Source organism: Cupriavidus alkaliphilus, assembly GCF_014191175.1.
GTDB lineage: Bacteria > Pseudomonadota > Gammaproteobacteria > Burkholderiales > Burkholderiaceae > Cupriavidus > Cupriavidus alkaliphilus.
Genome location: NZ_JACHWE010000002.1, coordinates 43,524 through 65,217, shown reverse-complemented (window position 1 = coordinate 65,217; position 21,694 = coordinate 43,524). Strand labels below are relative to the sequence as shown.

23 protein-coding genes are annotated in these 21,694 nt (G+C 69.9%); 14 read left to right on the top strand and 9 right to left on the bottom strand.

The genetic code is table 11. The features are described 5' to 3' along the window. Positions 1-77 precede the first annotated feature (77 nt). The 5 genes from pqqA to pqqE all read left to right on the top strand — a co-directional run bounded on the left by pqqA (position 78) and on the right by pqqE (position 3,264). Positions 78-152 carry a pyrroloquinoline quinone precursor peptide PqqA gene (gene pqqA, locus FHX60_RS06920; RefSeq protein ID WP_012355514.1) on the top strand — a complete coding sequence of 25 codons (75 nt, stop codon included), beginning with the start codon at positions 78-80 and terminating at the stop codon, positions 150-152. Between the two features lie 80 nt (positions 153-232). Next, positions 233-1,162, top strand: coding sequence for a pyrroloquinoline quinone biosynthesis protein PqqB (gene pqqB / locus FHX60_RS06915; RefSeq protein ID WP_183282886.1), 930 nt, complete (start codon positions 233-235; stop codon positions 1,160-1,162). Next, positions 1,159-1,851 (top strand): pyrroloquinoline-quinone synthase PqqC, encoded by a 693-nt coding sequence (gene pqqC / locus FHX60_RS06910; RefSeq protein ID WP_183282885.1) that lies wholly within the window; start codon positions 1,159-1,161, stop codon positions 1,849-1,851. Before pqqB ends, pqqC begins: the two co-directional genes overlap by 4 nt. Further along, positions 1,848-2,120, top strand: a complete 273-nt coding sequence (pqqD, locus tag FHX60_RS06905) for a pyrroloquinoline quinone biosynthesis peptide chaperone PqqD (RefSeq protein WP_112775032.1) — start codon at positions 1,848-1,850, stop codon at positions 2,118-2,120. The genes pqqC and pqqD overlap by 4 nt, the downstream gene beginning before the upstream one ends. Further along, positions 2,092-3,264: a pyrroloquinoline quinone biosynthesis protein PqqE gene (pqqE, locus tag FHX60_RS06900; protein ID WP_183283405.1), complete on the top strand. Its 1,173-nt coding sequence runs from the start codon at positions 2,092-2,094 to the stop codon at positions 3,262-3,264. The genes pqqD and pqqE overlap by 29 nt, the downstream gene beginning before the upstream one ends. 107 nt (positions 3,265-3,371) lie before the next feature. Here pqqE and FHX60_RS06895 read toward each other — a convergent pair whose 3' ends face one another. The 9 genes from FHX60_RS06895 to FHX60_RS06855 form a co-directional block, all read right to left on the bottom strand. Then, the gene (locus FHX60_RS06895; protein WP_183282884.1) at positions 3,372-3,695 is read right to left on the bottom strand and encodes a c-type cytochrome; all 324 of its coding nucleotides are present in this window, start codon (positions 3,693-3,695) and stop codon (positions 3,372-3,374) included. Positions 3,696-3,793: 98 nt separating this feature from the next. Continuing rightward, a complete protein-coding gene (locus tag FHX60_RS06890) occupies positions 3,794-5,554 on the bottom strand; it encodes a PQQ-dependent methanol/ethanol family dehydrogenase (RefSeq protein WP_183282883.1) in 1,761 nt (586 codons plus the stop codon). 195 nt (positions 5,555-5,749) lie between these two features. Further along, complete coding sequence (locus tag FHX60_RS06885) at positions 5,750-6,688, bottom strand: quinoprotein relay system zinc metallohydrolase 1 (protein ID WP_112775029.1); 939 nt, start codon at positions 6,686-6,688, stop codon at positions 5,750-5,752. Then, the gene (locus FHX60_RS06880) at positions 6,685-7,506 is read right to left on the bottom strand and encodes a quinoprotein dehydrogenase-associated SoxYZ-like carrier (RefSeq protein ID WP_183282882.1); all 822 of its coding nucleotides are present in this window, start codon (positions 7,504-7,506) and stop codon (positions 6,685-6,687) included. The genes FHX60_RS06885 and FHX60_RS06880 overlap by 4 nt, the downstream gene beginning before the upstream one ends. Next, positions 7,503-8,333 (bottom strand): lanthanide ABC transporter permease protein PedC, encoded by an 831-nt coding sequence (gene pedC / locus FHX60_RS06875; RefSeq protein WP_260163615.1) that lies wholly within the window; start codon positions 8,331-8,333, stop codon positions 7,503-7,505. Before pedC ends, FHX60_RS06880 begins: the two co-directional genes overlap by 4 nt. Positions 8,334-8,337: 4 nt before the next feature. Then, positions 8,338-9,516, bottom strand: coding sequence for a lanthanide ABC transporter ABC transporter substrate-binding protein PedA1 (gene pedA1, locus FHX60_RS06870; protein WP_183282881.1), 1,179 nt, complete (start codon positions 9,514-9,516; stop codon positions 8,338-8,340). Further along, positions 9,509-10,528: a PQQ-dependent catabolism-associated beta-propeller protein gene (locus FHX60_RS06865; protein ID WP_183282880.1), complete on the bottom strand. Its 1,020-nt coding sequence runs from the start codon at positions 10,526-10,528 to the stop codon at positions 9,509-9,511. Before FHX60_RS06865 ends, pedA1 begins: the two co-directional genes overlap by 8 nt. Continuing rightward, positions 10,525-11,304, bottom strand: a complete 780-nt coding sequence (pedB, locus tag FHX60_RS06860) for a lanthanide ABC transporter ATP-binding protein PedB/LutE (protein WP_183282879.1) — start codon at positions 11,302-11,304, stop codon at positions 10,525-10,527. The genes FHX60_RS06865 and pedB overlap by 4 nt, the downstream gene beginning before the upstream one ends. Next, positions 11,301-12,284, bottom strand: coding sequence for a tripartite tricarboxylate transporter substrate binding protein (locus FHX60_RS06855; protein ID WP_183282878.1), 984 nt, complete (start codon positions 12,282-12,284; stop codon positions 11,301-11,303). The genes pedB and FHX60_RS06855 overlap by 4 nt, the downstream gene beginning before the upstream one ends. A 370-nt stretch (positions 12,285-12,654) precedes the next feature. Here FHX60_RS06855 and FHX60_RS06850 point away from each other — a divergent pair, with 370 nt between their 5' ends. The 9 genes from FHX60_RS06850 (at position 12,655) to FHX60_RS06810 (ending at position 21,694) form a co-directional block, all read left to right on the top strand. Next, entirely contained in the window at positions 12,655-15,108 is a 2,454-nt protein-coding gene (locus FHX60_RS06850; protein ID WP_183282877.1) for a TonB-dependent receptor, read from the top strand. A 112-nt stretch (positions 15,109-15,220) separates the two neighbouring features. Further along, positions 15,221-15,415 carry a hypothetical protein gene (locus tag FHX60_RS06845; RefSeq protein ID WP_092313141.1) on the top strand — a complete coding sequence of 65 codons (195 nt, stop codon included), beginning with the start codon at positions 15,221-15,223 and terminating at the stop codon, positions 15,413-15,415. Positions 15,416-15,528: 113 nt separating this feature from the next. Beyond that, positions 15,529-16,056: a hypothetical protein gene (locus FHX60_RS06840; RefSeq protein WP_183282876.1), complete on the top strand. Its 528-nt coding sequence runs from the start codon at positions 15,529-15,531 to the stop codon at positions 16,054-16,056. Between the two features lie 125 nt (positions 16,057-16,181). After that, entirely contained in the window at positions 16,182-17,393 is a 1,212-nt protein-coding gene (gene serA / locus FHX60_RS06835; protein ID WP_183282875.1) for a phosphoglycerate dehydrogenase, read from the top strand. A gap of 182 nt (positions 17,394-17,575) precedes the next feature. Then, positions 17,576-17,920 (top strand): hypothetical protein, encoded by a 345-nt coding sequence (locus FHX60_RS06830; RefSeq protein WP_183282874.1) that lies wholly within the window; start codon positions 17,576-17,578, stop codon positions 17,918-17,920. A gap of 171 nt (positions 17,921-18,091) precedes the next feature. Next, positions 18,092-18,256 carry a periplasmic nitrate reductase, NapE protein gene (gene napE, locus FHX60_RS06825; protein WP_092313153.1) on the top strand — a complete coding sequence of 55 codons (165 nt, stop codon included), beginning with the start codon at positions 18,092-18,094 and terminating at the stop codon, positions 18,254-18,256. A 106-nt stretch (positions 18,257-18,362) separates the two neighbouring features. Further along, complete coding sequence (locus FHX60_RS06820; RefSeq protein ID WP_092313156.1) at positions 18,363-18,677, top strand: chaperone NapD; 315 nt, start codon at positions 18,363-18,365, stop codon at positions 18,675-18,677. Continuing rightward, complete coding sequence (gene napA, locus FHX60_RS06815; RefSeq protein ID WP_183282873.1) at positions 18,674-21,169, top strand: periplasmic nitrate reductase subunit alpha; 2,496 nt, start codon at positions 18,674-18,676, stop codon at positions 21,167-21,169. The genes FHX60_RS06820 and napA overlap by 4 nt, the downstream gene beginning before the upstream one ends. A 24-nt stretch (positions 21,170-21,193) precedes the next feature. Further along, positions 21,194-21,694, top strand: coding sequence for a nitrate reductase cytochrome c-type subunit (locus tag FHX60_RS06810; protein ID WP_183282872.1), 501 nt, complete (start codon positions 21,194-21,196; stop codon positions 21,692-21,694).

Below are 21,694 nucleotides of genomic sequence, written 5' to 3'. Positions count from 1 at the left end.
GTTGCCTTTCCGGGCATTGCGGCAGACACGCTGCCATGCCGCGACGCTAATCACTAACCATGCCAAAGGAGACCGACATGACCTGGACCACGCCCGCCTACACCGAGCTGCGGCTCGGCTTTGAAATCACGATGTATATCGCCAACCGCTGACCGGCCGCGGCGTGCCGCGGGCGGGCGCCGCTGCCGGCGCCTGCGCGGGGCGGCCGTGATCCCCCTCGAGCGCTCGCGCCATGACAACCATCCGGGTACTGGGATCGGCCGCCGGCGGCGGCTTCCCGCAATGGAACTGCAATTGCCGCAACTGCGACGGCGTGCGCCGGGGCACCGTGCGCGCCACCCCGCGCACGCAATCGTCGATCGCGCTGTGCGGCGACGGCCCCGATGCGATCCCCGACGCGATCCTGGTCAATGCCTCGCCCGACATCCTGCAGCAGTTGCGCCAGACCCCCGCGCTGCAACCCGCCCGCGCCGGGCGCGACACCGCGATCGCCGCGGTGCTGCTGATGGACGCGCAGATCGACCACGTCACCGGCCTGCTGATGCTGCGCGAACACCGCCGCGCGCTGCCGCTCTATGCCAGCGCCAGCGTGCTCGACGACCTGGCCGGGGCGTTCCCGCTGACGCGCATCCTGTCGCACTACTGCGGACTGCAGTGCCACGCGTTGCCCTGCGACGGCACGGCGTTCTCGGTTCCGCCGCTGGATGGCGTGGCGCTGACCGCGGTGCCGCTGCAAAGCAAGGCGCCGCCGTACTCTCCCAGGCGCCACGCGCCGCAACCCGGCGACAACATCGGCCTGCGCATCGAAGACCGCCGCAGCGGCCGCAGCGCCTTCTACGCGCCGGGCCTGGGCCAGGTCGACGACCATGTGTTCGCGCAGCTGCGCCGCGCCGACGTGGTGCTGGTCGACGGCACCTTCTGGCGCGACGACGAAATGCAGGCACTGGGCTACTCCACGCGCAGCGCCGCCGACATGGGCCACCTGGCCTTGTCCGGGCCGGGCGGGATGATCGAGGTACTGGACCGCCTGCCCGCCCGCCGCAAGATCCTCATCCACATCAACAACACCAATCCGGTGCTGGCCGAAGACTCGCCCGAGCATGCCGAGCTGGCCCGGCACGGCATCGAGCTGGCCTACGACGGCATGGAAATCGCGCTATGACAGCCACCGTTGCCTGGACCCCGGCCGAATTCGAGGCGCGCCTGCGCGCCCGCGAAAGCGGCTACCACATCCACCATCCCTTCAACCAGCGCATGGCGGCAGGCCAATGCACGCCCGCGCAGATCCGCACGTGGGTGGCCAACCGCTTCTACTACCAGGCCAGCATCCCGCTCAAGGATGCCGCGATCCTGTCCAACTGCCCCGACCGCGCCGCGCGCCGCGAGTGGGTGGTGCGCATCCTCGACCATGACGGCACCGACACCGAGCCCGGCGGCATCGAAGCCTGGCTGCGGCTGGGCCAGGCCGTCGGCCTGGAGCGCGACGCGCTGCTGAACCACCGCCAGGTGCTGCCCGGGGTGCGCTTCGCCGTCGACGCCTATGTCAATTTCGCGCGCCGCGCGCCGTGGCAGGAAGCGGTGTGCTCGTCGCTGACCGAGATGTTCGCGCCGAAGATCCACCAGGAACGGCTGGCCGGCTGGCCCACGCATTACCCGTGGATCGAGGCCGGCGGACTGGACTATTTCCGCTCGCGCATCCCGCTGGCGCAGCGCGATGTCGACCATGGCCTGCGCGTGACGCTGGATCATTTCCGCAGTGCCGCGCAACAGCAGCGCGCACTGGACATCCTGCAGTTCAAGCTCGACGTGCTGTGGTCGATGCTCGATGCCATCCAGCAGGCCCAGCCATGAGCGCCGGCACCCAAGACCTCGCCACCCCAACCCTGCACCGCACCTTCCGCCTGCAGTGGGAGGACTCGCAGCAAAGCTGGGTGCTGCTGTATCCGGAAGGGATGGTCACGCTCAACGACAGCGCCGCCGCGATCCTGCAGCGCTGCGACGGCAACCATACCCTCGACATGCTGATCGACGACCTGCAGGCCGCCTTCGGCGTGCAGGGCATCGCGCCGGAGGTCCATGCCTTTGTCAAACATGCCACCGAACGCGGCTGGCTGGTCTGAGCCGGCGCCGCCCGGCCCGCCGCTGTGGCTGCTGGCCGAGCTGACCTACCGCTGCCCGCTGCACTGCGCGTTCTGCTCCAATCCGGTCGACTATGCCCGCCATGCGGAAGAACTGGATACCGCGCAGTGGTGCGACGTGTTCACCCAGGCACGCGCGCTGGGCGCGGTGCAGCTGGGCTTGTCCGGCGGCGAGCCGCTGCTGCGCAAGGACCTGGAAACCCTGGTGCGCCATGCGCGCGGCCTGGGCTTCTACACCAACCTGATCACCTCCGGCGTGGGGCTGACCGACGCCCGCCTGGCGGCGCTGCGCGACGCGGGCCTGGACCATATCCAGCTGTCGTTCCAGGACTCCACGCGCGAGCTCAATGACTTCCTGTCGAGCACGCGCACGTTCGAGCTGAAGCAGCGCGTCGCCAGGCTGATCAAGGCGCACGGCTATCCGATGGTGATGAACTGCGTGCTGCACCGGCACAACCTGCCGCACGTCGGCACCATCATCGAGCTGGCCTTGCAGCTCGGCGCGGAATACCTGGAGCTGGCCAATACGCAGTATTACGGCTGGGCCTGGGAGAACCGGCTGGCGCTGATGCCGACGCGGGAACAGCTGCGCGAGGCCGAGGCCGTGGTGCGGCAGTACCGTGCGCGCATCGGCCGGCAATGCCAGATCCTGTTCGTGGTGCCGGATTATTTCGAGGAACGGCCGAAGAAATGCATGAACGGCTGGGGCACCACCTTCCTGGGCGTGGCGCCCGACGGCACCGCGCTGCCGTGCCATGCCGCGCGCATGCTGCCGGAACTGGCATTGCCCAACGTCAAGGCCGACACGCTGCGCCAGATCTGGCAGCACAGCGACGCCTTCCGCCGCTTTCGCGGCACGCAGTGGATGCCGCAACCGTGCCGCTCGTGCGAGCACAGCGAAGCGGATCTTGGCGGCTGCCGCTGCCAGGCCTTCCTGGTCACCGGCGATGCCGCCGCGACCGACCCCGCCTGCGCGCAGGCGCCCGGCCACGGGCGGTTGCGCGAAATCGTGCTGGAGGGCCGGGTGGCGGCGGCGCAAACCGCGGCGCAAGCGCGCGAGTACCCGATGGTGTTTCGCAGCGACGGCAACTCGTTGAGATTGAGCGCGGGGCGGGGCGAGCGCTAAATCAGCGCCCGCGTCGGCGCCGCCGCAGGCGGGTCTTGCGCCGGCCGCCCATGACCGCGACGGGGCCGCGGCCGACGCAGCGGCCGGCGCCGACGCACCGCCCTGGCTCAGCCGACGCCAAGCACCCACTCCGCCAGCTTCTTCGCATCGTCCTCTCCCAGATTGCCATGCGGCGGCATCGGGATCCGGCCCCATGTCCCCTTGCCGCCCTCGCGGATCTTCTTCGCCAGCGACGCGGCCGCCTGGCTGTCGCCCTTGTAGCGCGCCGCCACCTCGGCAAACCCTGGCCCCACCAGCTTCGACTGCATGCCATGGCAGGAAAAGCAGCCGTTCTTGTCAGCCAGCGCCTGCATCTCCGCCGACGTGGCGGCCAGCGCCGCTCCCGGCAACATCGCGCCAGCCGCCGCCAGCGCCATCCATTCTTTCTTCATACCTGTATCCCGATCCGATGCTGTTGCTACCGTGCCCCGCGCACGCCCCGCATCGGGCGATGCGGTGGCGTGCGCGCGGCCGTTTCACCCGTTGATGTTCAGCTCTTGTGCAGCTTGAATACCCACACCGAGCCGCCCTGCTCCAGGAAATTCACGCGCTTGGCCACCTCGCCGCCCCACAGCGGCACCGCGCCGCCCCAGCCGGATACCACCGCGACGAACTGCTCGCCGTTCTCTTCCCACGTGACCGGCGGCGCGACCACGCCGCTGCCGGTCTGGAACTGCCACAGCTCCTTGCCGGTCTTGGCGTCGGCGGCCTTCAGGTAGCCTTCCGGCGTGCCCCAGAACACCAGCCCGCCGGCGGTGGTCATGGCGCCGCCCCACAGCGGCGCGCCGTTCTTGACCTCCCAGACGATCTTGCCGGTCTTGGGGTTGATCGCGCGCAGCGAGCCGATGTAGTCATCGTTCAGCGGCTGGATGGTGAAGCCCGCGCCCAGGAATGCGGCGCCCTTCTTGTAGCTGATGGGCTCGTTCCAGATGTCCATGCCCCATTCGTTGGCCGGCACGTAGAACAGGCCGGTCTGCGGGCTGTAGGCCATCGGCTGCTGGTTCTTGCCGCCGAGGAAACCCGGCGCCGCGAACACCGACTTGCCCTTCTTCTCGCCGTTGGCGGCGGCCGGGTCGCCGGGGCGGCCCTCGGCGACGTAGTCGGGGCGGCCGCTCTTCAGGTCGATGCCGGTGGCCCAGGTGATCTTCTTGACGAAGGGGAAGGCATTGACCAGCTTGCCGCTGCTGGCATCGTTGACGTAAAAGAAGCCGTTGCGGTCGGCCTTGCCGCCCATGCGCTTGCCGTCCAGGTCGAAGGTGACGAACTCGTTCACGCCGTCGAAGTCCCAGCCGTCGTTGGGGGTGTTCTGGTAGTGCCAGACGATCTTGCCGGTGGCGGGATCGAGCGCGACGGTCGACGCGGAGTAGAGGTTGTCGCCCTTGCGGATATGGCTGTTCCACGGGCCGGGATTGCCGGTGCCGAAGTAGGCCAGGCCGGTCGCGGGGTCATAGGTGCCGCCCAGCCACGTGGCCGCGCCGCCGGTCTTCCAGGTCTCGCCGGGCCAGCTGGCGTTCTGGGTGCCGGTCATGCCGATCTCGGTCTTGTTGCCGTCCTTGTCGTACTTGTAGCCCATATGGCCTTCGACCACCGGCCGCGACCACACCAGTTGCCCGGTCTTGGCATCGCGCGCGTCGACGCGGCCGACCACGCCGAACTCGCCGCCCGAGATGCCGGTCAGCACCAGGCCCTTGGCCACCAGCGGCGCGGCCGTGTACGAATAGCCGGCCGCGTAGTCCTCCAGTTTCTCCTTCCACACCACCTTGCCGCTGTTCTGGTCCAGCGCCACCAGCTGCGCGTCGAGCGTGCCGAAGATCACCAGATTGTCGTACAGCGCCGCGCCGCGGTTGACCACGTCGCAGCACGGCATGATGCCTTCGGGCAGGCGGTGCTCGTACTTCCACAGCTTGCGCCCGGTCTTCACGTCGAGCGCATAGATGCGCGAATACGAAGCGGTGACGAACATCTTGCCGTCGTGGATCAGCGGCTGCGATTCCTGCCCGCGCTGCTTCTCGCCGCCGAACGAGAACGACCACGCCGGCACCAGCCGGCCCACGTTCCTGGTGTTGATGCGCGACAGCGTGGAATAGCGCTGGCCCTGCGGGCCCATGCCCCACGACAGCACGTCGCCGGGGGACTTCGCGTCGTTCTCGATCATGGCGTCGCTTACCGTCGCCTGCGCCGCCTGCGCGGCAACGCTCGCCGCGGCGGCCGCGATTGCCGCGACCGCCAGCCCTACTCGTAACGTCCTCATTGCCATCTCCTCTCTTGTCTTGGATTTCGCTGGTGCGCCACTGCGCCACACACCAGCACGCAAATGGCAAATCCCATGCCAGTGGGCCGGGGCCCGATCACGCGCCCTGCAGGCCCGCCGCACGGTTGCGGTCCGCGCCAGCGTGCAACACTGCGTTGCAGCTGCGCCAGAATTGAACAGCCAAAGCCGGCGCCTTCAGCGGGCCAGCGCGGCTTCCTCGTGCGCCGGGTAGAGATGGATCACGTTGCGCAGGTACTCGGCGGGCAGCGCGCCCCAGCGCGCAAAGGGCTCTGGCACCGGCATGGCCATGACCTCGGCCAGGTCGCGTCCCTGCGCCGCGGCCTCGCGCAGGCGCGTGTCGAGCCATTGCAGGTAGGCGCGCGTCTGCGCGATGGCTTCCGTGCCGCCCAGCGCGGGCCCGTGGCTGGGAACCAGCAGGCGCGCCCCGCTCTGCTCCATCAGCGCCTGCAGCCGCGCCAGGCTGTCCAGCCAGCGGCCGATGTGCGCATGCGGCGTGGTCGGGATGCGCTCACGGAACACCAGCCCGCCGGCAAAGACGATGCCGGCGCCGCGGTCCAGCAGCACCAGGTCCGCGTCGGTATGGCCTTCCAGGCGGATCAGTTCCAGCGTGCGGCGCCCGATCGTCCGTGGGCCCGGCGCCAGCGCGTGCACCGGCGGCGCGGGTTCGGTGCCGCGCATCCAGTCGCCGCACAGGCGGTAGAGGTTGTCGGCATAGGCCGCGCCTTCGCGGCGCGCGCCGTCGAGGGTGGCGGGCAGCGCGCTGGCGCCCACGTCGGCATAGGCCTGGTTGCCGAAGAAGTAGTCGGGATGCAGGTTCAGGTTCAGCACCAGCCGTATCGGCGCGCCGGTCAGCGCGGCGATGGCGCGGCGCTGCTGCTCGCCATATTCGCGCGACGGGCCGGTGTTGATCACCACCACGCCGTCGCCGGTGTCGATGAAGGCGGTATTGATGATGTTGCAGCCATTGGCCGGCGCGAAGTCGGCATTGGCGCCTTCCAGCAGCCACACGCCGGCGCCGATCTCGCGCGGGGCCAGGCGGTAGTCGGGCGGCTGCGCGGGTGCCGCGAGGACCGCAGCCGTGGCCAGCCACAGCAACAGCAGCGCCGGCTTCATGGCGACACCCGCGCCGCGATGCGGTTGCCGTTGTTGTCGTGGCCGGCCACGGTCATCCCCGGCACCACCGCCTCGCGCAGGTCGAACGAGAAGATCGGGTTCTCGGCCACGGGCTCGTGCAGGGTCAGCCGCAACAGCGGCTGCCGCGCCGCGTCGGCCAGCACCAGGGTCTCGAGATGGAACGCCGGGATGCCGGCAACCAGGCCGGTGTCCATCGGGTGCATCACGCGCAGCCGCACGCGCGCGCCGGCCTGGCCCTGGCCTTCGCCCTGACCCAGGCCCGGGAACACGCGCGCCTCGACCCGGTTGAGGGTGCGGCTCCAGCTGCCGTCGCGGCGGGTCGCCCCGGGCACGGTGCAGCCACCGCCGCCGGCGTCGACCCAGGTGCTGCCGACATGCCAGGTGCCGTCGCGCGTACGCGCCGCCACCCGCACCGGCGAGGCCTGCTCCAGCTTGAAGCGGAACGACAGCGACGGCCGCACCCGCAGCGGCTCGAACGCCAGCACCGGGCGGATCGGGTTGCGGTCCACCGCCACCACGATGCGCTCGACCTCGCCCAGCGCCGACGCGTCGAAGGCAATCGGCACGCGCATGGGGTCTTCGGCAAAGGCCGGCCCTGTGACGCGCACGCGGCTGTCGAACACCACCGGGCCCTGCTGCAGCAGTTCCTTGTGGATCCAGGCCCACTGCGGCGACTGCATCGGATCGCTGTGCACGATCCCGGCACCGGTGCCGGGCGCGGCTGACACAGTGGCGCCGGCCAACCCCAGCCACGCCAGCCACGCCAGCAGCGCCATGCCCTGGCGGCGGCCGGTCATGCCGGCGCCCCGCGGCGCGCCATGCCGCGCTGCGGGTCGTAGCCGCGCAGCGCCAGCGCGAAAAACACCACCGCGCAGACGGCGACGATGGCAAGGCTGTGCGGCGCCAGCTGCCCGTACAGCGCGAAGCGGATCGCCTCGACCGCATGCGTGAACGGGTTCAGCCGCGCCAGCTGGTACACCGCCTCGGCGCCCGACTCCTGCAGGCGCCACAGCGGATACAGCGCCGAGCTGATGAAGAACATCGGGAAGATGACGAAGTTCATGGTGCCGGCAAAATTCTCCAGCTGGCGCACATGGACCGACAGCAGCAGGCCGAGCGCGCCCAGCATCAGCGCGGCCAGCGTCATCGCGCCCAGTCCGGCCAGCAGGTGCAGCGGCGCGAAGCGGATGCCGAAGGCCGCCGCCACCAGCAGGAACGCCGCCATCTGCAGCAGCGACAGCAGCGTGCCCGCCACCAGCTTGCAGCCCAGCAGCCAGCCGCGCGGCAGCGGCGCGGTCAGCAGCAGCCGCATCACGCCCATCTCGCGGTCGTACACCATCGCCAGCGACGACTGCATGCCGTTGAACAGCGCGATCATGCCCAGCAGCCCGGGCGCGACATAGACCTGGTATTCGATGTAGCTGTCGTACGGCGGCGCGATCGCGACGCCCAGCGCGTTCTGGAAGCCCGCGGCGAACACCAGCAGCCACAGCAGCGGGCGCACCAGCGACGACAGCAGCCGCCCGGGCTGGCGCAGGTACTTGCGCAGCTCGCGGCCGCAGACGGCGCGCAGCGCGCGCCAGCGATGGCGCATCAACGGTGGCATGGTGGCGGGCATGGTCATGGTGTCAGGTCGGGGCGCGGCACGCCGTGTCGGCTTCGTCGGCGCCCAGGGTGTCGAGGTTGTTCTTCGGATGCAGCACGCCTTCGACCGGCGCGGTGCCGATCACGCCGTCCGGGTGCGCCAGCATCAGCGGCTGGCGCAGCTGGCGGTCCCAGCGCCGGAACGACAGCGGCGGGCCCTTGAAACCGTCCACCACCACCTGCCCCGTGGCCAGCGCCTGCGCCTGCGCGGCAAAGCCCGCGGGCTGCCGCACCACGCTCTCGGCAATCGCCTTGACCGCGACCCAGGCGGCCCAGTCGTAGCCGGTCATCGGCCGGCCCGCGGCGCGCGCGAAGCGCCGGTTGAGCTGCGGCCCGCCGTTGCGCTCCCAGGCCCAGTGCCAGGCCTGCGCGCCCAGGCCGCTGGCGCCCACCACCGGGCGCGGCGACTGCGTGGCATAGGGCAGGCCGCGCGCGAACTCGCCATCGGCGTCGGCCACCACCACCACGTCGTAGTCCGCGCCACCGGTCAGCAGCCTGACATTGGCCTGGTCGCGCTCGCGCGGATCGTTGGACAGCCGGAACGCGCGCTGCGCACTCCAGGCAATGCCGAAGCGCCGCGCCGCGCCCAGCAGCGCGTCGCGCTGCGCGGCGTCGGCCGCGGACGGGCCGCTCAGCAGCAGCGCGCGGCGCCACTTGCGCGCGGCCAGGTACTGCATCAGCGCGTCGGCGCGCATGCGCATGCTCGGCAGCGTATGCAGCAGCACCGGCGCGCAGCCGGCGCCGCGCAGCGCATCGTCGTCGGCCGAGACATTGAACAGCAGCGCCTCGCCCGGCCTGACCGCCCCCGCGGCTGCCCTGACCGAAGCCGGCGGCAGGTCCAGCAGGATAAAGCGCGTGCCCTGGCGCGCCAGGGCCGCGACCAGCGAGGCGACCTCCGCTTCGGTGCGGGCCTGCTGCGCCTCGATCCGGAGCGACTGGCCCGCGGCCTCCAGCGCAAAGCGCGCTTCCGCCGCCGCCACCTGGGCGCCGTCGAGCGCGCGGCCCTGCGGCTGGTCGGGATAGCGCAGCGCCAGGCGCCGCGGCGCGTGGCGGGCATCGTCGTCCAGCGACACCACCGCCACGCGCACCTCCGCGGCATGCAGCGGCAACGCCAGCACCGCCGCCAGCGTGAAGGCCAGCACCGCCAGCGCCCGCTCAGTCATCGATCGCCACCGAATGCGGCACGCGGCCGGCCTTGAGCGTGGCCACCGCCTTGCGGCTGGCGGTGTCGACCACGCTGACATCGTCGGACAGCCCGTTGGCGACGTAGAGCCGGGCGTTGTCGCGGCTCAGCGCCAGCCCCCAGGCGCGCCGCCCCACCAGCACGTAGTCCTGCACGCGGCGCGACGACACCTCCACCACCGCGACGTGGTTGGCGCGGCCCAATCCGATATAGGCGTGCGTGCCGTCGCCGCTCGCCGCCATCCCCACCGGGGTCACGTCTTCGGCGCGCATGCCGCGCGGCGCGAAGGCAATGGTCTGCACCACCTCCAGCGTATCGGTGCGGATCACGCTGACGCTGGCCGACAACTCGTTCGACACCCACAGCTCCTTGCCGCCGCGCACCAGCAGCAGCCGGCGCGGCCGGTTGCCCACGCGGATATTGCGCACCACCTTGCGCGAGGCCACGTCGACCACATGCACGAGGTTGGCCACCTCCGAGGCGACATACACGTGGCGCCCGTCCGCGCTGACCCTGACGCCTTCGGGCTCTTCGCCCACCGCCACCGCGAACACGCGTTTGCCGGAGCCGGTGTCGTAGGCCGACAGCAGCGCGTCTTCTTCGTTCGACACGTAGAGGGTGCGGCCATCCTGGCTGAGGTCGAACAGTTCCGGATCGTCCCCGACCGGCAGCGACGCCACGGTCTTGCGCGTCGCCACGTCGACCACGTCGACGCGGTGGTCGTCGCTGCAGGCCACGTACAGCCGCGCGCGATCCGGCGACAGCTGCAGGTGGCGCGGGCGCCGGCACTGGCGCCATGCCGCCAGCTGCTGCCCGCTGCGGGCATCGTAGGCGGTCAGGGCGTCGTCCTTCTCGCTGGAGACAAAGACCTGCCTGGTGGCGGCGCGCGCTGCGCCGCCCTGGGCGCCCTCGGCCAGGCCGGCGGCAACCAGCAATGCGGTGGCCAGCAGCCAGGCGCCGGCAAGCCAGGCGGGGGATGGCATCGGGTTCATGCGGTGAGCTCCATTTGCGCGGCGCGGACGACCGACGGCGTCATGGCCAGGAAAGCGGCTTCCAGCGTCGCCGCCGCGGTGGCACCCAGCAGCGCGGCCGGGGTGCCGTCGAAGCGCACCGCGCCGCGATCGAGCACGATCACGCGGTCGGCCTGTTCCACCTCCTGCACCAGGTGGGTGGCCCACAGCACGCCGGCCCCGGCATGCCGCGCAAGCCGCCGGGTTTCGGCCAGCAGCTGCGCGCGCGAGGCCGGGTCCAGCCCCACCGTCGGCTCGTCCAGCAGCAGCATGGCCGGTTCATGCAGCAGCGCGCGCGCCAGCTCGACCTTGCGCCGGCTGCCGCCCGACAGCTCGCGCACCGGCGCTTGCGCGCGCGGCGCCAGGCCGAAGGCCTGCAGCAGGCGCGCGATGCGCTGCGCCGCCACGCGGCGCGGCAGCCCATGCAGGTCGGCATGGAAGCGCAGGTTGGCGTGCACGGACAGGTCCAGGTCGATGGCGGGCTGCTGGAACACGATGCCCAACTGCGCCAGCGCCCGGACGGGCTCGCGCCGCATGTCGCAGCCCATCACCGCGACCTGTCCGGCATCGGCGACGAACAGGCCGCTGAGGATCTGGAACAGCGTGGTCTTGCCCGCGCCATTGGGCCCCAGCAGGGCCACGAACTCGCCGCGCCGCACGCACAGCGAGACCCCGTCCAGCGCGACGCGGGCGCCGAACGCCTTGCGCACTGCGTCGCAAGCAAGCGCCGGCGCTTCCTGGGTTGGCAGCGCGCTCATAGCTGCTCCTTCGCCCGCGCCGTGCCCGCGCGCTCGGCAAAGGTCCGTTCGGTCTCCCATGCCTGGCGCAGGTAGGCTTCATATTGCGCGGTGCCCAGGTAAGTCAGCTGCTGGTCGTAGCGGGCCAGCTCGGCAAGATGGCGCGGCTGCTGCATGGCGGCGCGGAAGGCATCGTGCAGGCGCCTGACGATGGCGGCATCGGTGCCGCGCGGCACGCCGATGCCATAGGGCGAGTTGTGGACCGCGTCGGCAAAGCCGAGCTCGGCCACGGTCGGCACCTCGGGCCAGCGGGCCGAGCGCTGCGCGCTGAACACCGCCAGCAGGCGCAGCTTGCCGGCCTCGACGAACGGCGCGAAGCCGGTGGAGTTGACCCCCGCCATCAGCGAGCCGTTGGCCACCGCCAGCATCTGGTCTGCGGTGCCGTGGTACGGCACGTGCAGGTAGCGCACGCCGCTGCGCCCCAGCACATCCTCCATTGCCAGGTGGGCGGTGGTGCCGATGCCGGTGGAGCCCACGGTCAGCTGGCCCGGGTGCGCGCGGCCCCAGGCAATCAGGTCGCGCAGCGAGCGCCACGGGCTGTCGGCGGGCACCACGATGCCAAAGGTATAGCCCGAGATCATCAGCACCGGCTGGATGTCGCGCAGCGGCTGCCACGCCGTCTTCTGCTGATGCGGGAACCGGTACACCGTCAGCGGCAGCTGGCCGATGGTGTAGCCGTCCGGCCGCGCGGCGGCAAGCAGCCCGCCCACCAGCGTGCCGCCGGCGCCGGGCCGGTTCTCCACCACGATCGGCTGCCCCAGTTCGCGCCCGGCCAGCTCGGCCAGGATGCGCATGGAGATATCGGTGGCGCCGCCGGCCGGCCACGGCACCACCAGCGTGACCGGGCGCGACGGATAGGCGCCCGCGCCCTCGGCCCGCGCGCAGCCAGCCGGCAACAGGCCGAGGCACATCGACAGCAGGCAGGCAAGGCAACGGAACATGGCGAAGCACCGGACCGGGTTGGGATGCGGTGTGACAGAGCAAGGCCGATACCATGTGCGACGCAGCACGGCATGCCGCATCCCCGCGAACCTTGCCGGGCCGGCGCTGCACGGCTGCCGGCCGCCCCCTCGCAGCGACGCGTGCTGCGCCGCGCCGCGCCGCACTGTGCCGTGATGGAACACTGGCCCGCTGGCGGCAACGCCCGACTGTCCTGTTTTGTGACAGGACCCAGGCCCGCGCCGCACCCCGATGCGGCGCCATGCGCCTGAACGCCCGCCATCGAACGCGACACGGTACGAAAACTGCTGAAGCCCTGCCGACAGGCGCGGCCCGATGCAGGCATGCGCCGCTATCCCGAGGAGACCGACCATGCCAGCCATCCCGCGCCCTGCGCCGCCAGGACAGCGGCCATCCCGACTTCCGCGCGCCGTCCCGGCCCGCCCGCGCCGCGGCGCGGGCACGCATGCCGCGCTGCTGTCCGCGCTGATCACGCTGCTGTGCCAGCGTGCCGCTGTGGCGCAACAGGACACTGGTGCGCCAAACCAGGACAGTGCGCTGTTGCCCGAAGTGCTGGTGGTGGCTGCCGCGCCGCTGCCCGGCATCGGCGTCGCCAGCGACCTGGTGCCCTACACCGTGCAGACCGTGCGCGGCAGCGAGCTCGGCGGCGCGCGCGCCGGCAACCTGGCCGACTACCTGAACCGCCACCTCGCCGGCGTCAACGTCAATGACATCCAGGGCAGTCCGTTCCAGACCGACGTGACCTACCGCGGCTTCCGCGCGTCGTCGATTCCCGGCGTGCCGCAAGGGCTATCGGTGTACCTGGACGGCATCCGCGTCAACGAGCCCTTCGGCGACGTGGTCAGCTGGGACATGATTCCCGAAGCGGCACTGGCGAGCGCGTCGCTGGTGTCCAGCGCCAATCCCGCCTACGGCCTCAACACGCTCGGCGGCGCGCTGGCCATGACCACGCGTTCGGGGCTGGACTCACCCGGCTTCACCGCCGATCTCTCCTACGGCAGCCAGGCCCGCAAGCGTGCCGACCTGTCCGGCGGCGTGCGCAGCGACAGCGGCTGGCATGCGTTCGCAGCCGGCACGCTGTTCCAGGAGCACGGCTGGCGCGACCATTCCGAGGGCCGGCTCGGCAACGTCTTTGCCAAGGCGGGCTACGCCGGCGCAACCAGCAGCTGGGACGTCTCGGTGCTGCATGGGCGCAGCACGCTGACCGGCAACGGCCTGGTGCCGAGCTATCGCGCCGGCGACGACGGCACGCTGCCTGAGCTGTACCAGTCCAACCGGCGCGCGGTCTACACCTACCCCGACCAGACCCGCAACGTGGTCACGCAGGCCGCGCTCAACGGCCGCCACTGGTTCGACGACAAGACCAGCGCCGCCGCGCTGGCCTATGTGCGCAACAGCCGCCGCGACACCGCCAACGGCGACGTCAACCCGGACTACGAGGCCTATGCCGAAGACTGCGAGGACGGCTTCGACGCCGACGGCAGCCCGCGCGGCGACGACTGCGGCATGACCCGCGCCGAGGGCGCGGCGCTGCATCCCGCCGTGCTCAACACCAGCCATATGCGGCAGCAGACCGTCGGCATGGCGTTGAGCCTGGCGCGGGAGACCGCGCGCCACGTGCTCAATGCCGGCCTGACGCTCGACCGCAGCCGCCTCACCTATTCGCAATACGCACAGCCCGGCAGCTTTACCGACGACCGCGGCGTGGTGGCCGACCCCGCCGCGGCCAACGCATTGTTCTCCGGCGTCAGCGGCAACGCGCGCACGCTCGGCCTGTACCTGTCCGATACGTGGTCGCTGACGCCTACCACCTTCCTGACCGCGTCGGCACGCTGGAACCACGTCACCGTCAGCAATACGCTGCGCAACAGCGACGGCAGCGAGCAGCCGCGCGAGAGCTTCACTTATCGCCGCCTCAACCCGGCGCTGGGGCTGGCGCAGAAGCTGGGCGGCGGGGTCACGCTGTTCGGCGGCTATGCGCAGAACAACCGCGTGCCGACCGTGCTCGAGCTCGGCTGCGCCGACCCGGAACGGCCCTGCCGGCTGCCGGCCGGCCTGCAAGCCGATCCCTACCTGAAGCAGGTGGTGTCGCATTCGTTCGAGGCCGGCGTGCGCTGGCACCCGCGCCCGCACACCGAGGTCACGGCGTCGCTCTACCGCATCGACAATCACGACGACATCCTGTTCGTGCGCGCGCCGAACACCCAGCTCGGCTACTTCGCCAATTTCGACCGCACCCGCAACCAGGGGCTCGACCTGAGCGCTCGCCATCGCCTCGGCGCGGTCACGCTGCGGCTGGCCTACAGCTACCTGCAGGCCACCTACCAGTCCGCCGGCGCGCTGGCCGCCGGCGAACGCACCATCGATATCCGCCCGGGCATGCGCATGGCAGGACTGCCGCGCCATACGCTCAAGCTGGGCGCGGACTGGCAGGCGCTGGCCGGGCTGGTGCTCGGCGCCGACCTGGTGGCGGTGTCGGGCTCTGTTTCCAGCGGCAATGAGGACGGCCTGCGCAGCGACCCGCAGGCGGGCGAAGCGCCGCGGGCGGCAAACTGGAGCACGCCGGGCTACGCCACCATCAACCTGCGCGCGGCGTACCAGGTCAGCAAGCGATTCGAGATCTACGCGCGCGTGGCCAACCTGCTGGACCGGCGCTACGAGAGCTACGGCCAGATCGCCAACGATGTGTTTCCCGGCGGCAGCCTGGTGCGGCCGCATGTCGCCCCCGGCGATGCCGCCAGCGCGCTGTTCGTGGCGCCGGGGGCGCCGCGCAGCTTCTGGCTGGGCGTGGTGTTCCGGATGTAGGCGCCGGATGTAGCCCCGGCGCCGCAGTCTTCACGATTCCTTACAGACAATGGCGCTGGCACAATCTATTCTCCTGTCGCAATCGGAATCCCCCCACAACAAGGAGAATGCAATGAAATCCGTCCTGGCCCTTCTGGTCGCGTGCAGCGCGCTGCTCGGCGGCTGCGTGGTTGCCCCCTATGACACCTATGGCGGCGGCCCGCAGGGTTGCCCGCCCGGCCAAGCCAAGAAAGGCAACTGCCGCATCGACGCGTACGGCAACGAGTCGTTCTGCCCGCCGGGCCAGGCCAAGAAGGGCCGCTGCTAAACCGGCGGACGCGGCGCCCGCGGGGCGGTCAGTTGCACCGGCTGGCACGGCGGCCGGACAATGGTGGCTGCGGATGTCCCCCCGGGGCATCCCCATCTTTGCAGGAGCGCCCCATGACATCCCGGTCCCTGCCCAGCCCATGGCTGGTCCCCCTGTGCGTGGCTGCGGCCATGCTCGGCGCCTGCGCCACCCTGCAGCCGGAACAGACCGGCCAGCAGATGATCGGCAGCCCGGAAAGTGCCGTACGACAAACTTTCGGGCCACCCACCGAAACCCACCGCCTGGCCGACGGCACCACCCGCTGGCTGTGGTCGCGCCAGCCCTTCGGCCATCAGGTCTACGCTGCCGATTTCGATGGCGCGGGCCGGCTGACCCGCTACCGCCAGATGCTCACCGAAGCCGAAATCTATCGCGCCCAGGTCGGGGTCTGGACCAAAAAGGACGTGCAGCAGCATTTCGGCCTGCCGCGCGAACCGGTGCAGTATTACCCGCTGATGCAGCGCGAAGCCTGGTCCTGGCGCATGTACAAGGACGGCCTGCAGACGGCGCACTTCAGCTGCTACTTCGACAACGCCGGGGTCCTGCGCCAGACCATGATCATCGTCGATCCGCTCGGCGGCGACGCGCGCCGCGCGCGCTGACGGTGGCGCTGGCGCCGGGCCGGTGCCAATGCCGGCAGCAGGGGCTCCCCGGCCCGGGCGCCGTTTTGCGCGCAGAATGGAGGCGATGCGGCAATGCCCGCCAACCTTCCACGCGGAAAACCAACGTGACCACAGCCATCCTGCTCGAGAACATCCACCAGAGCGCCAACGCCCGGCTGGCCGAAGCCGGCCTGCAGGTCGAGCGCCGCACCGGCGCGCTGGCCGGTGCCGAACTGCGCCAGGTGCTGGCCAGCCATGACGTGATCGGCATCCGCTCCGCCACGCACCTGCGCGGGGACGATATCCGCAGCGCGCCCGCACTGCTCTCGATCGGCTGCTTCTGCATCGGCACCTCGCAGGTCGACCTGGATGCCGCCACTGCCGCCGGCATCCCGGTCTTCAACGCACCCTTTTCCAACACCCGTTCGGTAGCCGAGCTGGTGGTCGCCGAAGCGGTCATGCTGCTGCGCCGGATCCCCGAGAAGAACACGCTGGCGCATGCCGGCAAATGGGCCAAGGGCGCCGCCGGCGCGTTCGAGACGCGCGGCAAGACCATCGCCATCGTCGGCTACGGCAATATCGGCTCGCAGGTAGGCGTGCTGGCCGAATCGATGGGCATGCGCGTGGTCTACTACGATGTGCTCGCGCGGCTCTCGCACGGTTCGGCCCGCGCCGCCGGCTCGCTCGAAGAAGCGGTGTCGCAGGCCGAGGTGGTGACGCTGCACGTACCGGCCACGCCGCGCACGCGCAACATGATCGACGCCAGCATCCTCGCCGCCTTCAAGCCCGGCGCGATCCTGATCAATGCCTCGCGCGGCAGCGTGGTCGACATCGCCGCGCTGGCCGCGGCGCTGCGCGAAAAACGCCTGGGCGGCGCGGCCATCGACGTGTTCCCGGAAGAGCCCAAGACCAACCAGGACCCCTTCACCAGCGAACTGCAGAACCTGCCCAACGTGCTGCTGACCCCGCACGTCGGCGGCAGCACCGAGGAAGCGCAGGAGAACATCGGCACCGAGGTCGCGGCCAAGCTCGCGCACTTCCTGGCCACGGGCGGCACCATCGGCGCGGTCAACTTTCCCGAGGTCGACCCCGGTCCGCTGCATGCGCCGGCGCGCCTGCTCAACGTGCACGGCAACGCGCCCGGCGCGCTGGCTGCGCTGAACACGCTGCTGGCGCAGGAAGGCGTCAACATCACCGGCCAGCATCTGCAGACGCGCGGCCACACCGGCTATGTGGTCACTGACCTGGACCGCGCGCCGTCCGCACAGCTGATGCAGGCGCTGCAGACCCATGCCGGCTTCGCGCGCTCGCGGCTGATCCTGCGCGGCGCGGCGTAGCCACGCGGCCATCGTTGCCGGATCCGTTCCGGCAATATCCGCCGAACTGTCTTAAATGCCAAGAATGCTCTGAACGAGTGACTATGCTGTAGTCAGCCCACTTGCGCATTGGTGGGCCTGCACGCTAGCGATGGCAATGGCGGCCCGCGTCGGCGCCGCACTAACAATCGTGAGGTTCAGCTATGTCGCATGAACGGAGCAGGGAGGCCGCCGCCCTGGTCGGCCAGCTGGCCGCAGCCGCGCTGCTGGTGAGCGCGGGAATCGGCAGCGCTGTTGCGCAAACCGGCACCATTACGTTCCTGGGTGCGATCTCCAACCCCTCATGCGGTTTCCGCGCGTCCGCTGGCCTGGTACAGGCGAGTTGCCAGCAACCATCGGGCCGCATCGTCTCGGCGCCCTTCGCCGTGGCACCGTACCATCCGGCAGGACCGACGCGCATCGGCGCGGCCAGGCTCGAAGTACAACCGGCGCTCGCCGGCAAGCGCGACGCGGCACCCGCCTACCTGGTCGTGGTGACCTATCACTAGATGACATATCCGGCCGGGACTGCCCGGCCGGCGTGGCGGCCCGTGCCGCATGTCGCGCCGCCGCTGGCCGGCTTGCCGCGAGTGCAGTCTTGACACCTATGCTTGCGCTTCCTTTAATGGTGTAACGCATCGGGCCGCGCCTGATCCATTTTGCCGAGGACGTCAACGACGATGGAAACCGGTGAAACCCACGATCCGCAACGCAAGCAAGAAGAACTGCGCAGTTTCCTTTTCCTGACCGCCGTCATGGTGCCGGTGCTGTCCGTCATCATCGTCGCGGGCTATGGGTTCATTGTCTGGATGACCCAGCTGATCAGCGGTCCGCCCGCCCACTAGGCGGACCGTGCAGGCCCGGTGCGGCAGGCTCGCCGCGGCCGGGACGTTTGACCGATAAAAACAAGCTGCAGCACAGACTGAAACGGCATCGAACCGGAGCTTGCGCATGCCCGCAGCAAGACGTGCCATCCCCATCCAGCCGTTGCCGGCGGGCGCCGAGTGGCATATCGCCGGCATCGTGGTCCATGCTCTTCCCGCCAGACTGCCGCAGGTGCGTGCGGCGATCGACGCCATCACCGGCGCCGAGATCCATGCCGCCAGCGACGCCGGCAAGCTCGTCGTCACCCTCGAAGCGCCCACCTCGCGCGCCATTGCCGCGCACCTGACCTACCTGCACCAGCTCGACGGCGTGCTGTCCGCGGCGCTGGTCTACCAGCACAACGAAGACGCCGAGGCAATGAACGAGGAGATCGCCCGATGAATATCTCTCGTCGTGACTTCATCAAGCAGACCGCGGTGGCCGCAACGGCGTCAGTCGCCGGGGTGGCGCTGCCCGCGGGGGCCGCCAACATGGTGACCGACAGCGAGGTAACCAAGCTGAAGTGGTCCAAGGCGCCCTGCCGCTTCTGCGGTACCGGCTGCGGCGTTACGGTGGCGGTGCGGGACAACAAGGTGGTAGCGACCAACGGCGATCCGCAGGCCGAGGTCAACAAGGGCCTGAACTGCGTCAAGGGCTATTTCCTGTCGAAGATCATGTACGGGCAGGACCGGCTGACCAGGCCGCTGCTGCGCATGAAGAACGGCAAGTACGACAAGAACGGCGAATTCGCCCCAGTTACGTGGGAGCGCGCCTTCGACGAGATGGAGCACCAGTTCAAGCGCGTGCTGAAAGAGAAAGGCCCGACCGCGGTTGGCATGTTCGGCTCGGGCCAGTGGACCGTGTGGGAAGGCTATGCCGCGTCCAAGCTGATGAAGGCCGGGTTCCGCTCCAACAACCTCGATCCCAACGCGCGCCACTGCATGGCGTCGGCCGTGCAGGGCTTCATGCGCACCTTCGGCATGGACGAGCCGATGGGCTGCTACGATGACTTCGAGGCCGCCGACGCCTTCGTGCTGTGGGGCTCGAACATGGCCGAGATGCACCCGATCCTGTGGACCCGCATCACCGACCGCCGCCTGAGCCATCCGAAGACGCGCGTGGCGGTGCTGTCGACCTTCACCCACCGCTCGTTCGACCTGGCCGACATCCCGGTCATCTTCAAGCCGCAGACCGACCTGGCGATGATGAACTACATCGCCCACTACATCATCAAGAACAACAAGGTCAACAAGGACTTCGTCAACAAGCACACCGTGTTCAAGGAGGGGGTGACCAATATCGGCTATGGCCTGCGCCCGGAACATCCGCTGCAGAAGGCGGCCACGCACGCGGCCGATCCGGGCGCTTCGCGCCCCATCACCTTCGACGACTTCGCGCGCTTCGTCGCCAAGTACGACGCCGATACCGTCAGCAAGCTGTCGGGCGTGCCCAAGGCCAAGCTCGACCAACTGGCCGAGCTCTACGCCGACCCCAATATCAAGGTGATGTCGCTGTGGACCATGGGCTTCAACCAGCATACGCGCGGCAGCTGGGCCAACAACATGGTCTACAACCTGCACCTGCTGACCGGCAAGATCGCCACGCCGGGCAACAGCCCGTTCTCGCTGACGGGACAGCCGTCGGCGTGCGGCACCGCGCGCGAGGTGGGCACCTTCTCGCACCGGCTGCCGGCCGACATGGTGGTGACCAACCCCAAGCACCGCGAGGAAGCCGAGCGCATCTGGAAGCTGCCCCCCGGCACCATCCCCGACAAGCCCGGCTACCATGCCGTGCTGCAGAACCGCATGCTCAAGGACGGCAAGCTCAACGCCTACTGGGTGCAGGTCAACAACAACATGCAGGCCGCGGCCAACCTGATGGAAGAGGGCCTGCCGGGCTACCGCAATCCGCAGAACTTCGTGGTAGTGTCCGACGCCTATCCCACCGTGACCGCGCTGGCCGCCGACCTGATCCTGCCCAGCGCGATGTGGGTGGAAAAGGAAGGCGCCTACGGCAACGCCGAGCGCCGCACGCAGTTCTGGCACCAGCTGGTCGATGCGCCGGGCGAGGCGCGCTCCGACCTGTGGCAGCTGATGGAATTCTCCAAGCGCTTCAAGGTCGAGGACGTGTGGCCGGCCGACCTGATCGCGAAGAAGCCCGAGTATCGCGGCAAGACTTTGTTCGACGTGCTCTACCGCAACGGCCAGGTCGACAAGTTCCCGCTCAAGGAAATCGACGCCGACTACCACAACGCCGAGGCCAGGGCCTTTGGCTTCTACGTGCAGAAGGGGCTGTTCGAGGAGTACGCCAGCTTCGGCCGCGGGCACGGCCACGACCTGGCCCCGTTCAACGCCTATCACGAGGCGCGCGGCCTGCGCTGGCCGGTGGTCAACGGCAAGGAAACGCGCTGGCGCTATCGCGAGGGCAGCGACCCGTACGTCAAGGCCGGCACCGGCTACCAGTTCTACGGCAACCCCGACGGCAAGGCCGTGATCTTTGCCCTGCCCTACGAACCGCCGCCCGAATCGCCGGACCAGGAATACCCGTTCTGGCTGGCCACCGGCCGCGTGCTCGAGCACTGGCATTCGGGCTCGATGACCCGGCGCGTGCCGGAGTTGTACCGCGCCTTTCCCAACGCGGTGGTGTTCATGCACCCGGAAGACGCGCGCGCCATGGGACTGCGCCGCGGCGTGGAGGTGGAGGTGGTGTCCCGGCGCGGGCGCATGCGCTCGCGCGTGGAGACCCGCGGGCGCGACGCGCCGCCGCGCGGGCTGGTGTTCGTACCTTGGTTCGATGCCAGCCAGCTGATCAACAAGGTGACGCTGGACGCCACCTGCCCGATCTCGCTGCAGACCGACTTCAAGAAATGCGCGGTCAAGATCGTGAAGGTCTAGCCGGGAACCGAACAGGGAGACGCCATGAAGCCAAGCCGATCCTGGATGCCGCTGCTGGCGCTGTGCGCGCTGCTGCTGGGCGTGCTGGCGCCGCAGGCCGCCGCCCCGGCACGCGCGCAGGGCCTGGTCGACGCGATGCGCGGGCCCACGCCCATCGCCGATGAACCCAAGGCGCCGCTGCTCTACCCCATCGAGAACAAGGACATCCGCCGCAACCGCAACTACACCATGCAGCCGCCGACGATCCCGCACAAGATCGACGGCTACCAGGTCGACAAGGACTTCAACCGCTGCATGTTCTGCCACGCCCGCACCCGCACCGAAGAAACCCAGGCGATCCCGGTCAGCATCACCCACTACATGGACCGCCACAACAATGTGCTGGCCGAGGTCTCGCCGCGCCGCTACTTCTGCACCCAATGCCACGTGCCGCAGGCCGACGCCAAGCCGCTGGTGGGCAACACCTTCGTCGATGTCGAGCAGCTGCTCAAGCGCAAGCCCGGCGCCAAGGGCTCGTCCAACTAG

Bases quoted from the DNA above. Each gene is read 5' to 3' on its own strand.
- FHX60_RS06840 (WP_183282876.1), top strand. From the start codon at position 15,529: ATGACATCCCGGTCCCTGCCCAGCCCATGGCTGGTCCCCCTGTGCGTG.
- FHX60_RS06895 (WP_183282884.1), bottom strand. From the start codon at position 3,695: ATGAAGAAAGAATGGATGGCGCTGGCGGCGGCTGGCGCGATGTTGCCG.
- pqqC (WP_183282885.1), top strand. From the start codon at position 1,159: ATGACAGCCACCGTTGCCTGGACCCCGGCCGAATTCGAGGCGCGCCTG.
- pedC (WP_260163615.1), bottom strand. From the start codon at position 8,333: ATGACCATGCCCGCCACCATGCCACCGTTGATGCGCCATCGCTGGCGC.
- pqqD (WP_112775032.1), top strand. From the start codon at position 1,848: ATGAGCGCCGGCACCCAAGACCTCGCCACCCCAACCCTGCACCGCACC.
- FHX60_RS06865 (WP_183282880.1), bottom strand. From the start codon at position 10,528: ATGAACCCGATGCCATCCCCCGCCTGGCTTGCCGGCGCCTGGCTGCTG.
- FHX60_RS06850 (WP_183282877.1), top strand. From the start codon at position 12,655: ATGCCAGCCATCCCGCGCCCTGCGCCGCCAGGACAGCGGCCATCCCGA.
- FHX60_RS06830 (WP_183282874.1), top strand. From the start codon at position 17,576: ATGTCGCATGAACGGAGCAGGGAGGCCGCCGCCCTGGTCGGCCAGCTG.
- pedA1 (WP_183282881.1), bottom strand. From the start codon at position 9,516: ATGACTGAGCGGGCGCTGGCGGTGCTGGCCTTCACGCTGGCGGCGGTG.
- FHX60_RS06855 (WP_183282878.1), bottom strand. From the start codon at position 12,284: ATGTTCCGTTGCCTTGCCTGCCTGCTGTCGATGTGCCTCGGCCTGTTG.
- FHX60_RS06880 (WP_183282882.1), bottom strand. From the start codon at position 7,506: ATGACCGGCCGCCGCCAGGGCATGGCGCTGCTGGCGTGGCTGGCGTGG.
- FHX60_RS06890 (WP_183282883.1), bottom strand. From the start codon at position 5,554: ATGAGGACGTTACGAGTAGGGCTGGCGGTCGCGGCAATCGCGGCCGCC.
- napE (WP_092313153.1), top strand. From the start codon at position 18,092: ATGGAAACCGGTGAAACCCACGATCCGCAACGCAAGCAAGAAGAACTG.
- FHX60_RS06810 (WP_183282872.1), top strand. From the start codon at position 21,194: ATGAAGCCAAGCCGATCCTGGATGCCGCTGCTGGCGCTGTGCGCGCTG.
- FHX60_RS06885 (WP_112775029.1), bottom strand. From the start codon at position 6,688: ATGAAGCCGGCGCTGCTGTTGCTGTGGCTGGCCACGGCTGCGGTCCTC.
- FHX60_RS06845 (WP_092313141.1), top strand. From the start codon at position 15,221: ATGAAATCCGTCCTGGCCCTTCTGGTCGCGTGCAGCGCGCTGCTCGGC.
- pedB (WP_183282879.1), bottom strand. From the start codon at position 11,304: ATGAGCGCGCTGCCAACCCAGGAAGCGCCGGCGCTTGCTTGCGACGCA.
- napA (WP_183282873.1), top strand. From the start codon at position 18,674: ATGAATATCTCTCGTCGTGACTTCATCAAGCAGACCGCGGTGGCCGCA.
- FHX60_RS06820 (WP_092313156.1), top strand. From the start codon at position 18,363: ATGCCCGCAGCAAGACGTGCCATCCCCATCCAGCCGTTGCCGGCGGGC.
- pqqE (WP_183283405.1), top strand. From the start codon at position 2,092: ATGCCACCGAACGCGGCTGGCTGGTCTGAGCCGGCGCCGCCCGGCCCG.
- pqqB (WP_183282886.1), top strand. From the start codon at position 233: ATGACAACCATCCGGGTACTGGGATCGGCCGCCGGCGGCGGCTTCCCG.